The 13077-nt window shown below is 47.2% G+C and carries 13 protein-coding genes; all 13 read right to left on the bottom strand.

Annotation, left to right across the window (positions count from 1 at the left end; all coding sequences use genetic code 11):
* Positions 1 to 51 precede the first annotated feature (51 nt).
* Entirely contained in the window at positions 52 to 762 is a 711-nt protein-coding gene (locus H6G97_RS21540; RefSeq protein ID WP_190942720.1) for an SDR family NAD(P)-dependent oxidoreductase, read from the bottom strand.
* A gap of 318 nt (positions 763 to 1080) precedes the next feature.
* Positions 1081 to 2778 (bottom strand): GMC family oxidoreductase, encoded by a 1698-nt coding sequence (locus H6G97_RS21535; protein ID WP_190942719.1) that lies wholly within the window; start codon positions 2776 to 2778, stop codon positions 1081 to 1083.
* A 16-nt stretch (positions 2779 to 2794) separates the two neighbouring features.
* A complete protein-coding gene (locus H6G97_RS51380; protein ID WP_199349527.1) occupies positions 2795 to 2971 on the bottom strand; it encodes a hypothetical protein in 177 nt (58 codons plus the stop codon).
* 38 nt (positions 2972 to 3009) lie between these two features.
* Positions 3010 to 3876: an oxidoreductase gene (locus H6G97_RS21525; RefSeq protein WP_190942718.1), complete on the bottom strand. Its 867-nt coding sequence runs from the start codon at positions 3874 to 3876 to the stop codon at positions 3010 to 3012.
* A gap of 48 nt (positions 3877 to 3924) precedes the next feature.
* Positions 3925 to 4077 carry a hypothetical protein gene (locus H6G97_RS21520; RefSeq protein WP_190942717.1) on the bottom strand — a complete coding sequence of 51 codons (153 nt, stop codon included), beginning with the start codon at positions 4075 to 4077 and terminating at the stop codon, positions 3925 to 3927.
* Positions 4078 to 4169: 92 nt separating this feature from the next.
* On the bottom strand, positions 4170 to 4388 hold the full coding sequence (locus tag H6G97_RS21515; protein WP_190942716.1) for a hypothetical protein: 219 nt from the start codon (positions 4386 to 4388) through the stop codon (positions 4170 to 4172).
* Positions 4389 to 4491: 103 nt separating this feature from the next.
* Positions 4492 to 4830 carry a DUF2721 domain-containing protein gene (locus H6G97_RS21510; protein WP_190942715.1) on the bottom strand — a complete coding sequence of 113 codons (339 nt, stop codon included), beginning with the start codon at positions 4828 to 4830 and terminating at the stop codon, positions 4492 to 4494.
* A gap of 233 nt (positions 4831 to 5063) precedes the next feature.
* Positions 5064 to 5363, bottom strand: a complete 300-nt coding sequence (locus tag H6G97_RS21505) for a hypothetical protein (RefSeq protein ID WP_242055061.1) — start codon at positions 5361 to 5363, stop codon at positions 5064 to 5066.
* A gap of 110 nt (positions 5364 to 5473) precedes the next feature.
* Positions 5474 to 6415: an NAD-dependent epimerase/dehydratase family protein gene (locus H6G97_RS21500; RefSeq protein ID WP_190942714.1), complete on the bottom strand. Its 942-nt coding sequence runs from the start codon at positions 6413 to 6415 to the stop codon at positions 5474 to 5476.
* 160 nt (positions 6416 to 6575) lie between these two features.
* A complete protein-coding gene (locus H6G97_RS21495; RefSeq protein ID WP_190942713.1) occupies positions 6576 to 7043 on the bottom strand; it encodes a VOC family protein in 468 nt (155 codons plus the stop codon).
* Between the two features lie 388 nt (positions 7044 to 7431).
* Positions 7432 to 7989: a DsbA family protein gene (locus tag H6G97_RS21490; RefSeq protein ID WP_190942712.1), complete on the bottom strand. Its 558-nt coding sequence runs from the start codon at positions 7987 to 7989 to the stop codon at positions 7432 to 7434.
* Positions 7990 to 8194: 205 nt separating this feature from the next.
* Positions 8195 to 8824 carry a response regulator gene (locus H6G97_RS21485; protein WP_190913447.1) on the bottom strand — a complete coding sequence of 210 codons (630 nt, stop codon included), beginning with the start codon at positions 8822 to 8824 and terminating at the stop codon, positions 8195 to 8197.
* The coding region (locus tag H6G97_RS21480; protein ID WP_422394201.1) for a PAS domain-containing protein at positions 8821 to 13077 on the bottom strand (4257 nt) is incomplete at its 5' end. The genes H6G97_RS21485 and H6G97_RS21480, both read right to left, overlap by 4 nt.

Here is a 13077-nt window from a genome sequence, read left to right as displayed (position 1 = left end):
AGCAACTCTGGTTGAAAGCATCAAAGTCATTATTCTTGGCTCAAGGTGATGTCAGTGACCCGCACTCTGACCACCATCGACGTGAAGGATTTCGCCCGTCACAAAGTTGGCTGATTCGAGGTAGAGGATTGCATCAACGATGTCAGAAATTTCGCCCATACGATCGATTGGGTGCATGGCAGCGAGCTGTGCATGGGTTTCGGCAGGGTGCATTGGTGTCTTGATGTTACCTAGCGCGATCGCGTTCACCCGGATACCACGCTTGGCATACTCGATCGCCAGCGATCTGGTCGCGGCATTCAGTCCGCCTTTAGTGAGTGATGCAAGTACAGATGGTACGCCAGCGATCGGGTTGTCAACCAAGCTCGTCGATATCTGCACAACATGACCGCTACCCTGTTTCTCCATCTGGGCGATCGCGAGTTGCGTCATGTGAAAAAAGCCAGTGACGTTAGTGCCCAGATATACCTCGTAGTCAGCCTCGGTGTATTGGGTAAATGGCTTGGCGATGAAGATGCCAGCGTTGTTGATGAGTGTGTCGATGCGCCCGAAGCGGGACACGCCTTCGGAAATCGCACGCTCGGCGGTTTTTCGATCGGCGATGTCGCCCGGCACTGCCAGGACTTCATCATCGTTCGACGGCTCGATCGAGCGCGAGGTTGCGACCACTCGATAGTTGCGATCGCGGTACGCCTTGACAAGGGCTGCGCCGATGCCTTGCGATGCGCCGGTAATAACAGCGACTTTCTGTTCAATGCCCATAGTAAAACTCCTTTATGCTTTTGAGGGGTTGGTGAAATGAGGGACGAATCTATTGAACGGCACAGTGCAATTGCAGTCTGTTTTCAGCCACAGAACTTACGCATTGACAAAATTGCAATTATGTAGTACAAGCTATAGGAAATAAGGCATAAATCACCTCAACTTAGTAGAGTTTTGAACCTAAAGAACACAAGTGTCTTCATAGTTATCATTCTCCTTTGGAGATAATGTGTGAATATTGCAGTCAGGCTATGGTCAAAGCCGTTATGGGCTGGTCATGGTCGGTACTGGTAGCGACTAATGAAAAGTGCGGTGGTTCTATTGCTCGCCTGAGTTTGTTTTTACAATGGTTTGCAGCTGATGTTCGAGATGTAGAATTTCCGCTGCCCGCTCCCCGATGATCACGCAGGGAGCCATCGTGTTACCGGTCGTGATTCGCGGCATAATCGATCCATCAGCGATCCGGAGATTGTCGATTCCATACACTCTCAGATTGCTATCCACCACCGACAGGTCATCCCGACCCATCTTCGCGGTGCAGGTTTCATGCCAGAAACTCGTCGCAGCATCCCGAATAAAGCGTTCGAGTTCGGCCCCTTTCAAATTACCTGGCATCACTTCGCGCTTTACGAACGGACGAAGCGGAGCGGAGTTACCGACTTCGCGGCAGAGTTCTACACAGGCGATCGCGGTTTTGAGATCATCCGGGTCAGACAGCGTGTTTGCATCAATCAGAATCGGGTCGGATGGATCGGCTCCCGTAAGGCGCAGGCGGCCTCGGCTTTTGGGGTGCACGATCGCCCCGAATAATGTCCAGCCTGCATCAGGCAGCCCAAACCGGACGGCATTCTCGGCACTGGATTTTGGCACCTCGGCTTGACAAACAAATAAGTCTGGACTGTCAAGCCCGGGCTGGCTCGTCGAGAAAAAGATTGCCTCGGACAGGTTGTTTCTGGGTGCGAGAGCGTTTTGATATTCCCAAACACAATCAAATGCAACGTGGTCTTGAAAATTTTGCCCCACACCGGGAAGGTGCTGCACAACAGGAATTCCAAATCGCCGCAACTCGGCTTCATCGCCGATACCAGATTGCATCAGCACTTTCGGCGTATGGATTGCACCAAGCGACAGCACGACTTCTACTGCCGCACCAATGCGATAGATCGCGTCACGATAAGCAATCTCCACGCCAGTGACCCGCTTACCCTGGAACGTCAGCCGTGTGACTAGTGCATGACTGAGAACCGTCAGGTTTGGTCGATCCATATAGGGGAAGACGTAGGAGCGGAATAGCGATTCGCGCTTGCCATTGCGAACTCGCACATCGCTGATAGAAGCGCCCTTCGCCGCTTCCATCATGCGTCCGTTCGGATTTTCAAAAGTAGGAATACCCACCACCCGCGCTCCTTCGACCGTTGCGGGTGCGATCGGGTTTGGATCTGGCGCGGGCTGGACAAATACTGGCCCTCCTGTTCCGCGATACATTGGGTCTGGCACGCCATGCCAATCTTCCAGGCGGCGATAAATCTTCAAGACGGATTCATAACTCCAGGCTGGATCGTTGGCTTCGGAGGCAAAGAAATCCCAATCATGCTTGTGTCCGCGTGCCCAAACCATGACGTTGATGCTCGATCCACCGCCGAGTACCTTGCCCATAGAAAACGGAATCGAACGACCGTTCACATATAAATTCGGCTGGCCTGGGAAGCTCCAGTCGCGATCGCTTCCAAGGTTCATTGGCCATTGATTTGCTTCTATGACACTTGGCACATCATCAGTGCCTCCAACTTCAACCAGCAGAACGCTGATATCCGGATTCTCCGCTAGTCTGCCGACAACCACCGAGCCAGAAGATCCAGATCCGCAAACAATAAAATCGTACTGGTGCCTTAGCTCAGAGGTGAGCTTGTGCTGGTTGATGCGGACACGCTCGGCGAAAATATCGCGACCATCAGCGCCACGTTGATAGTTGTCACGTTCATCTTCGAAGGACTCATTCTCAAAGTTCGTTTTCATTGTGCCTACCTCGCTTTCACAATCGAATTAACTCAGGTTGCTTCTTGTCCGTTTCCTCCGCTTGTAGCGCCGCCAATACCAGCGTTAACGAAGATAATATCCAGGCTGCCGAAACAATGAAGAATCGAGCGATCGCCAAGCCAATGCCGCCGTTTCCCCCAGTAATCAGTGCCTTCTTACCTTCCAGTTTCATCACAATCTCCTTTGGAGATAATGTGTGAATGTTGCAGGTCAGGCGATGGTCAAAGCTGCTACTCGGTGGTCATGGTCGGTGCTGGTAGCGACTGGCAGCCATGCTTGGATTTCCTGTGCCATTTTCGCGGCGTTGTTCTGGTACATCGCGATCGTGTCCTTCCCGACGGGCAAATGTAGTGGCGGGCGTTCTGTATTGGCGAGTCGAATAATCACCTGAGCAAACTTTTTCGGATCACCGGGCTGCTGCCCATGTAGCACATCGGCTCCGTTCCGCATCGGCCCTACCGTTTCCTGGTAATCGTCGATGATGGTCTTAGCGGCAACATAAGATTCAGCACTCAGGAAGTCGGTACTAAAAAGACCAGGAGCTACTGCCGTGACGTGGATGCCGAGCGGTGCTAGTTCGACTGCTAACCCTTTTGAGAGACCTTCGACCGCAAATTTAGTGGATCCGTACAATCCCCAGCCCGGAACTGTATCGTAGCCGAACAGCGAGGTGATATTGATCACCCGCCCGGATTTTTGCTGGCGCAGGTACGGCAACACTGCACGAGTCACATTCAGTAAACCAAACACGTTGGTATCATACTGTTTGCGGACTTCGGCATCCGTGGCTTCTTCGATCGCAGTAACCATGCCAAACCCGGCATTATTGACTAAAACATCAACCCGGCCGAAACGGGCAATGCCTTGCTTAACGGCCTCTTGTACCTGGTCTTCCTGTGTGACATCCATCTGCACAACGTACAGATCCGGGTGGCTGTGCAGGATAGAGGCGAGTTGTGCGGACTGAGAGCGAACCGTCGCTACTACTTGGTTGCCCGCTGCCAGGGCTGCTCTGGCAATTTCTAACCCAAAGCCCCTGGAGGCTCCGGTAATGAACCATACTTTCTGCGTTTTCATCTTGTTCTCCTTTAGGTTAGTGAAGCTCAATGCCCACCTCGATTAACTTCATTCTTCTGCGATCGCCCAACATACACCACTAAAGTTCTTTGAGTTAAAACGCGACTTAATCATTTGGATTGGAGGAAAGCAGCAGGAAGCGAGGTTGTTAGACCTGATGCGCTTGGCTGTGATCTGCGTGATGAAGTAATTCTTTTGCATCTTGTTTTTTTCCCGTTAATGTAGCCAGCCAGAGTAATCTTTAGCTCAGATATTCTGAATGCGTAGGTCTTTGCGAATTTTTTGCTTCTAGTTCATTTTCCTACCGGCTTAGTGTGTTGGTGGCGGCACAGGCGACAAATACGATGCACCTCTAATTGAATGGAATAGTGAGATGTGCGAAGCTCGTAGGCAATCAAAACCATACCCCCAAACAGAACGGCAACTCCACCGAGAAAGACTATCAGTGCCATCTGTGATAGCCAACTGGCATTCGTGGCGACTGCTATGGTAATGACCAGCATATCCAGCATAAAGACTAGTAGTTCGCTTTCGTGACGAAAGCGGGGTAAAGGGTAAAGGGGAAGGTGGGGCCCCCTCTGGGGATAAGGGGCGGGGGGAAAGGTTTTGAATCCCTTACCCCTTAACCCTTCCCCTTTCCCCAGCCCTCACAAGCGCATTTTTGGGTTGGCAGACTACTAGGATGGAAATATTAATTAAAACAAGAGCATCATGCACGAAATGATGGTGCCTCAGCAGGGATTCAAGTTCTTGTATCCTCTGAGCTTTGTTTTGATTGTGAGCCAGATCGGACTCCTGCAAGTCGTTCAGTTCGTGGTTAACGGTACGTAGGCGATCGCCGAGAGAACCGTACCGGATAATCAAGCCATTTACCACGATGGCACAAGCCGTGATCGTGACGACAAGCGCAATGATCAGGTCAATTGCTTTTGTCACTTCCTCAATTGACGACATAATGCCACGCTCTCTTAGATAAGGCGTTGAATGGCACTAAGAAAATTGCAAATGTATTATTTACAAGGGTTTCATCACTTTGGAAAAACTTAGGCTAATGAAGCAGCGATCGCAAACTGAGAGTTGCAGATTACTCTGATTCCCGACCTTAAAACTATTAGTTTCCTAAACTTCCTACCAGGCAAGTATTTCAGCTTTTTTTAGTGCCATTCGATAAGGCGTAAACCATATCTCTATTTGATTTCGGCGGGGTCGAATTCGGTGACTCGTCCCAGACGGGCAGCCAGAAATACATCGTAGGAAGTGCAATAGGCAATCGTGACATCATCAGCTTTGTTGTAAAGATGAACGACCGTGTTCGCTCCGCCAGGTTGAAGGGCAATGGGTTCCAAGTCGCCAAAAAAGAGGCGACGAATGGTATCACCACTGCCCAATTCATCCCTTAATTTCTGTAACAGAGCCAGTTTCCCTTCCAGGGTTGGAGGGGTTGGATCAGCAGGATGCTTTGCTTGAGTCATATTTGCTTGAGTCATAATTATTCTCCAATGTTGTTGAAATTACTGGTCAAACTTTTTCATACCCAGACGCAGTCAAGTTGCGATGAAACCATGCTGCTTAGGCAAGTAACAGGTTTTTGAACTGGTTAGTTAGCATGAGCCGCAACGGTGTTAACCATCCATTCCAATGGTCGAGGCTGAAAATTCAGTTCACGTTTTGCCTTGGCGTTTGATGCGCCTCGCATTTGAGTTTGGTAGTAAACAATGTCCGCACCCCCCTCCAGTTTGAGAGCATCTTCAATGGATACTCGCGGTGGGGGTGGAGCATTCAGTGATCGAGCAAACGCAGGCAGCCAATCGCGCACCGCTAAAGGCTGATCATCCACAATCAGATAAACACCCCTGTTGCCCTGCTCTGCGGCTGCAACTGTTGCGATCGCTGCATCCTCAATGTGTAACCACGACCAGACGCCATCACCATTCCTGACGATCGGAAACTGTTGCTGCCGCACTTGTTGCGCTACATCGCCATCAGGGTTGAACCAAGTGCCGGGTCCGTAGAAGAAACCATAGCGTAAAGCAATTCCTTCGAGATTGGATGTTTCCAATAAACGACGTTCAATCTCAGTTACGAGGCGAGCATCTGCGGCAACGGCGGTGGAGGCATCAAGCGATAACGGTGTTTCCTCATCTGCCAATCCAGCACCGGGAATTCCCCAGAAGGCGACCGACTGTCTCAGGTAACGGCGCACCCCTGCTGCCTGTGCTGCCGCCAGCACATTGGCTCCGCCTTCTAACCGAATGCGCGTATTCAGAGGCCCTGCTGCACTCATTGATTCGCGGCTGTAAGTTTTGGGTAAGGCGGTGAGTTGTTCAATCACCACCTCCGGTTGAGCCTGACTAATAGCCGCTTTGACTGAATCTGCGTCGAATACATCTGCGATCGCCGGTTCGATTCCCTGTGCCGCTAATGACTCTGCTCTTTCTTGGGAGCGGGTCAGCGCGACTACGTTGTGTCCTTTGGCAAGTAATTGGTCGAGTAGTGGGCGACCGATCGCTCCTGTTGCCCCGGCAACAAAAATCTTCATTTGTAAATCCTCCAAAACTTGTTGGCTAGTATGGTACTACATTGCGTTGATAGCGGAGGAGGTAGAGGGGATAATAGTAGCTCCTCTACTTCTCCACCCATTTCCTTGTCATAACCTCTGTCGTGAACTTCGCTTCTGTCCTTAAGCAATCAATGTTCCATTACCGTCCGGGAAGCCGCACCCTGACCTCTTGGAGTATCCAACCATTGCCGTCAGGATCACTGAACGAGGCATAGGAAGCATAATCGCCACGCTTTGGATCGGGGCCTAGTACTCGTCCCTCAGTTCCGGCATGGTGAAAGATCCCGCCGATGTCGTGGAATACTTTACTCACCTCCACACCCCGCTCAACGAGTTCGGCACGGGCTGCTTCGATGTCGTAAACGATGAGATACAAGCCTTGAACTGAGCCTGGCTCGGCTAACGATACTCCTTTCCCAAAGATGATTGATGCTTGCGATCCAGGCGGGGTAAATTGCACGACTCGGAAACCATTTTCGCCAGGAAAGTCAGCATCGAGTCGCCATCCCAACGTTTTGTAAAAGTCTTTGGAGCGATCGACATCGGCAACGGGTATCACCACAACTTCGAGTTTCATGTCTTGACTAGTTACAGAATTGCTACTCATCTTGTTCTCCTTTAGATTGGTGGATTTGCTGTTCAGCTTCGTTACTTTTCATTCTTGGGCGATCGCTCAATTTAGACCACTCAAGTTCTTTGAGTTAAAACGTGATTTAATTGTTCGGCATTGGAGGAAAGCAGCAGGAAATGATCTGGCAGTAGTTAGATTTAATCTGCTTTAGGGAAAGATCGCATCATTCGCCGATTAAGCGGCACTGTAATGTGGATATATTTGTGATGTGTGTCCTCCTATACTTTCAACATTCAAGTGAATTTAGTTTCGGTGTACCAAAGGTTGGGATGAATTGAACTGATACCTCTAATCCATGTGATTTGAAGTTAAAGTCATGAAGCGCTCCTCATGAAAACCTTTGTTGGGATAAACATCAAAAACGTTAGTTAATTGCCGCCACAATGGCTACTATCAATTGCTCAATAGTCCAACGCTCACGATAACGAATCTCATTAACAAACAAAGCTGGTGCAGCTTTTACCCCACTTCGATATCCACCTTGAATGTCTGCAATGATGTGATCGACATAAACTCCTTTGGATAAGTCTTGCAAAAATCGAGGAATGTCAAGTCCCAGACGATTCGCATATTCCACAAGGTATCCGTTCTCTAAGGCTTGTTGATAGATAAAGAGCATCTCATGCATCTGCCAAAACTGACCTTGCATTGCTGCTGCTTCCGCTGCTTCTGCTGCCCGTTGAGCATGAGGATGAATCTGTTTCTGGGGAAAATGACGAAAGATAAAACACACATCATTCTCCGCGAAAGAAGGACTTAACTGCTGTTGAGCGGCTTTAATCAACCTATAGGCGTTTGCACTTTGAAAACATTCATAATCTCCATACATGATGAGTACAACACTGGCACTTAGCACACCTTGAATGTGATCCTGAATTAAAGGCGGGACAAACAAAGAATGATGCTTGCGATCGTCAGCCATCTTTCAGACCTGTCAAGCAAACTTAAACCCTGCAACTAAATTGCTGTTAGCGTTTGCATGAACTCAATATAGGTAATTGATTCCTATATGTCATCCACTGAAAGTCCATAATTTGGGACAACATAAGGATGGACGAAGTAATCCATCAAAAGCAGTAGATTGACTCAGACTAAAGTCGTAATCCAAGCCTTAACTAAAGTGAAACCTATAAATTAACAAGCCCACGTTTAACAGCAACAATGACGGCTTGGGTGCGATCGCTAACTCCCAGCTTGCTCAAAATACGAGTCACATGCGATTTAACAGTGCTTTCACCAATATTTAGAGCAGTTCCAATGTCTTGATTACTCAATCCCTGCGCCATTAAACGGAGCACTTCTAGCTCTCGCTCACTGAGTACTGGGTTGTTCATCCGTTCTACCAATTTTCTTCCCACGGTCGGAGAAACATACTGCTGACCATTATGAACGATGCGGATTGCATTCAAAAGTTCATTTGGTTTTGCATCTTTAAGCAGATAGCCCTGAGCACCTGCTCGCAATCCTCGATAAATATCTTCGTCACCATCGTATGTGGTTAGCACAATAATTCGAGCTGACTTAAATTCAGCACAAATCGCAGTAATGGCTTCAACCCCTGCCATTCTCGGCATTCGTAAATCCATGAGGGTGACATCAGGCTGATGTTCACGATAACGGTCGATCGCCTGTTGTCCGTCCTCTGCTTGAGCAACCACTGTCATTTCTGGATCATAGTTAATGATGTTTGCCAATCCTTCTGTAACGAGGGAGTGATCGTCAACAATCAGAACCCGAATTTTAGTGGATTGACTCATGATGATTCTCGCTCCCGATTGACAGTGACAATAATTTCTGTTCCTTGCCCAGGTTGGCTTTGAATTGCCAGGTGTGCGCCAATCCGTTCTGCTCGCTCGCTCATTCCCAACAAACCAAAGCCACCAAGTGATGAAAGGCTCCCAACGCCAAAGCCCTGTCCATCATCTTTAATGTGCAGAAGACATTGAGTATCCTCATACACTAGCTCAACCAGAATTATACTAGCATTTGCGTACTTGATGGCGTTTGTTAAAGCTTCCTGTCCAATCCGTAGTAAATGATTTTCCACTTCAGTTGGAAGAGAGTAAATTATACCCTTGCTTTCGTAGATTAAAGTCGTCTTAGTAGTTGAGCGCATTTGAGTCACAAGGCGATGTAAAGCACTCTGTAAAGTATTCTCTTCTAACAACTGGGGACGGAGCGCTACCACTGAACGACGAGCTTCAGCAAGTCCAGTTCGAGCTAATTCATCAATCTTTTCCAGCCTTTCCAGATATATCTGAGCAGAGCCTGAATCATCTACCAGCATTTGTGTTACAGATCCTACATGAAGCAAAATGCCTGTAAAAGCCTGTGCTAACGAATCGTGAATTTCTCGTGCCATGCGGTTGCGCTCTTCCAGAATTGAAGTTTCTTCAGCACGTCTGCGATCGCTAATGTCTGCAATCAGACCATAGTATCCTTTCACTTGACCATTGTCATCGAAATCAGGGATGAGGGAATTACTGATATATTTCTTGCCAAACACACAAGGAATTTCTGCCTCATAGGTTGTGATTTGGCCTGCCAGCGCTTGATTGATGTATGGTTGTACAACTTGATAAGACGCTTCACCTAAGTTTTCGCAAACATGCTTGCCTAGAATCTCACCTGGACTACGGTGAAACCATTCCTCGTAAGTGCGGTTGGCAAACCGATAACGCTGGTTGGCATCTATGTATGTGATACAAACAGGTAGAGCGTTCGTAATCACTCGTAATTCCTGTTCTCGATAACGTAGTTCTGCTTCGCTTTGCTGTAAAGCTGCTGTCCGTGCTGCAACCTGTTGTTCTAAGGTGCGATTATAATCAGCAAGTAGTCTCTCAGCTTTCTTGCGTTCGGTAATGTCTTGAAAGGCAACGATTCCATAAACTACATTGCCCTGTTCATCAAAGACAGGAGTGCCCCATACCTCAATTGGAATGGTTGTATTGTTCTGCCGGATATCTACATCATCAATCTTGGTACGTTCGCCGCTCAACGCCCGGATGGCTGGCAGTCTCTCTGTTGGATAGATTTGATTCGTTTCGGTCACATAGAACTGATAAACCTCAGCGATTTGATTAGGTGGTACGGAAGGATCAATCCCTCTACCCATTAACTGGATACCCCGTTGATTTGCGTAATAAGGACGACCTGCCGCATCGACGATGCCAATTCCAACTGGAATCGCTTCTAGAAATTGAGCCATCTGACTTTCGCTAGTGCGTAGCTTTGAGTAGAGTTTGGCATTCTCGATCGCAATTGCTGCCTGAGTAGATAGTAGATTTAGAAGTTGCGTTCGCATAGCGTCTCCTTCGGAGAATCGCTCCGGTGTAAATGCTCCAGTTGCTAATTGATTTTCCAGATACAGCACACCAACAAGTTTACTTTGATTCAACAGCGGCAAACAAAGAAGTGATTTCGTTTGGTTCTGCTGAATATATGGCTCATTGATGAAATTACCTTCACGAGTTGCATCATTTAAGATCACAGATTCATGAGTCCGAATCACATAATGAATGATAGATTCGGGTAAGCGATTTACTATTGAAACCGATTGCAGTACTTGTGTAGTACAAATATTCGCACCATCATTGAATTCACAAGCAGCCTCGATCGCCCATTCTCCTGCGTTTTCCAAAATCAAGCATCCAGTTTGTGCCCCAGCGTTCTCAATTAATATCTGCATCAAAGAATTGAGTAACTGATCCAGTTCAATTTCGCGAGAGATGGCTTGGAATGCTCTGATCACTGTTGCTAAATCGAAAGCAATATGTGAAGTGTTAGAAGTAGTTCCAGCAGTGGTGTAAATTGGTGTGGGAGCCAGATTCAGTGACTGAGGAAAAAATTGTGGATAGCGAGTCTCTAAATCTTTGGCTTTTGCGGTTGCTCCCCACCGCTCATAGCAGTAATGGGCTTCCTTCATATAAAGTTGAGCAAATCTTTCTCGACCACGAGCTAAGTAATGTTTGGCAGCTAACTCATAGCCTAAAGCTTCTTCTTGAAGGTACTCGTTTTCTTTAGCACCAAGAATTGCTTGTTCGTAAAACTCCTCTGCCTCAAAAAACTGACCCAAAACTCGTGCTTTTTCTGCCTCAACTAACTGAAACTTATGCAAAAAATTCATGGGGGCGTGGTGTGCCCATTTCTGCATCTTCTCTTGGTTGGCCTTAACGCGATTCAACCAAGCTGCTTTTTCAGAGTTTGAAGCATCCGCAAACAAGCTCAAAAATATGAGGGAATCATAGAAATGAAATGGAGGTACAGAGACTAATGCTGTGGCTGCGCTTAAATATTGTTCTGCTAAAGTAGCCGTTTTTGCAGCTTGCTCATAATCCCCAAACAGATAGCATAAAATCAGCTTATTTAAGTAAAAGTAGTGAAGGCTAGTTCCATCCTTGACCGCGATCGCCTGTGCTAGTGCTTGCTCTTCATCATAAATACAACCTACTAAGCGACTTGGATTTTCAGATTGACCTCGCAGGTTCAGGATCGTTTGCTGCAACATCGCTAGCCAAGTGGAAACAGTCTCTCGTCTAATTTGATTGGTGGCTTTACGATAAATCGCTGTTTGTTCTTCCAGTTCTGTCAGTTCTTGTCCTGCAAAAAAGGGGCAATAACATAGGCTAAATGCACAATAACCTGCAAATTCAAACTCTCCACTTTCTATCCCGCTTTGATAAGCATCCGCTAAAGCGGGGAACGTGTCTTTAAGGTGGGCTTTCCAGTGAATTATGTGAAAATTCACCATCAGCAATGCTTTGCACTTACCTCTCTTGCTACTTAATCTTTTCGTTAAATTTAAGGATAGTTTGCCAAATCGATAGCCCAGTTCAATGTCTTGTACAACTCCACATAGCATCATGCCGTATGCAGCATAACCGAGAAGCGACCAGATAGCGTTTCCATTGGCGATTGATAAATTCACCATCTTGGACACAATCATCACCATCAGAGCAGGTGACACATTAAAGGCCGCACCCACTGTACTTACTAAAATGTGGATTGCTGCCAGTGGCACAGGTTCAGTCATCTCTGGCAGATCAATTAAATCTTCAATTTCCCGCCCAGCCAATTGTAAAGCTGTTTCCTCTAATCCTGCTTGAACGTCTAACTGACTTGGAGCTTCTACTAAACTAATTCCCAAGAGTTGCAGCACTTCCAAGCCAGTTTTAAGTGCTTCTTCAGGGTCTCCCTGCGACAGCCATGCTTGAATTCTGCTATCGTAAGCTTTCACTTTATCGAGCGATGTCTTCGCACGGTTGAGAACTTCTTCTACAAGCCGCTCCATTTCGTCAAAGTGACCACTGAGGTATGCTGCCTCTGCTGCCTCTGAATGCAACACCAAAGTTAGGTCATATTCACGCTGCCAACTTTCCACATCAAGGAGTTTAAGCCCTGCATTGAAATACTTGAAAGCTGCTTCATAAGCCGTCGCTGCCAGCGCTTTCTGACCTGCTTGCAAATTCAGTTTGGCAATCTCATTCCGTTGGGATTGCTCACTGATTAACTCAGTTCCATAATTGAGTTGGTCAACAATTTCAAACAACCGCTCTGCTAGCTGCTGTGGCGAAGTCTTTTCGAGTAAATTGTGACCGATTTGCAAATGTACCCCAAGTTTTTGCGACTCATCGATTAAGGTGTATGCAGCTTGCTGTACGCGATCGTGCAAAAACTTATATTCTTGAACTAACAGGTTTTCATCTAATTCAGATATAGGTTGAATTAATCCAGCTTGAATGGCTACTAGTAAATCTAGAGAAATTGCTTTAGGAGATTGTTCGCAAACAATCGCTAACGTGTTTAAATTAAATTCAGCACCGATACAAGCTGCTAACTGGAGAATTTGCTGTGTGTTTTCTGGTAATTTATTTAACTGGATCAGTAGCAACTCCACCACATTATCGGTAATATCTTGGGCTTCAATTTGAGCAATGTTCCATTGCCAGCTTAAATGTTGTGTATCAAAGGTCAACAGATTTTCGCTATACAGCGTCCTCAAAAATTCGTT

The organism is Nostoc flagelliforme FACHB-838 (assembly GCF_014698065.1).
GTDB lineage: Bacteria > Cyanobacteriota > Cyanobacteriia > Cyanobacteriales > Nostocaceae > Nostoc > Nostoc flagelliforme_B.
Note: the sequence above shows the minus strand (reverse complement) of the source record. Positions and strands in the feature narration are given on the sequence as shown.

Coding starts and splice junctions, on each gene's coding strand:
- H6G97_RS21540 (WP_190942720.1), bottom strand. CDS start 762: ATGGGCATTGAACAGAAAGTCGCTGTTATTACCGGCGCATCGCAAGGC.
- H6G97_RS21535 (WP_190942719.1), bottom strand. CDS start 2,778: ATGAAAACGAACTTTGAGAATGAGTCCTTCGAAGATGAACGTGACAAC.
- H6G97_RS51380 (WP_199349527.1), bottom strand. CDS start 2,971: ATGAAACTGGAAGGTAAGAAGGCACTGATTACTGGGGGAAACGGCGGC.
- H6G97_RS21525 (WP_190942718.1), bottom strand. CDS start 3,876: ATGAAAACGCAGAAAGTATGGTTCATTACCGGAGCCTCCAGGGGCTTT.
- H6G97_RS21520 (WP_190942717.1), bottom strand. CDS start 4,077: ATGCAAAAGAATTACTTCATCACGCAGATCACAGCCAAGCGCATCAGG.
- H6G97_RS21515 (WP_190942716.1), bottom strand. CDS start 4,388: ATGCTGGATATGCTGGTCATTACCATAGCAGTCGCCACGAATGCCAGT.
- H6G97_RS21510 (WP_190942715.1), bottom strand. CDS start 4,830: ATGTCGTCAATTGAGGAAGTGACAAAAGCAATTGACCTGATCATTGCG.
- H6G97_RS21505 (WP_242055061.1), bottom strand. CDS start 5,363: ATGACTCAAGCAAATATGACTCAAGCAAAGCATCCTGCTGATCCAACC.
- H6G97_RS21500 (WP_190942714.1), bottom strand. CDS start 6,415: ATGAAGATTTTTGTTGCCGGGGCAACAGGAGCGATCGGTCGCCCACTA.
- H6G97_RS21495 (WP_190942713.1), bottom strand. CDS start 7,043: ATGAGTAGCAATTCTGTAACTAGTCAAGACATGAAACTCGAAGTTGTG.
- H6G97_RS21490 (WP_190942712.1), bottom strand. CDS start 7,989: ATGGCTGACGATCGCAAGCATCATTCTTTGTTTGTCCCGCCTTTAATT.
- H6G97_RS21485 (WP_190913447.1), bottom strand. CDS start 8,824: ATGAGTCAATCCACTAAAATTCGGGTTCTGATTGTTGACGATCACTCC.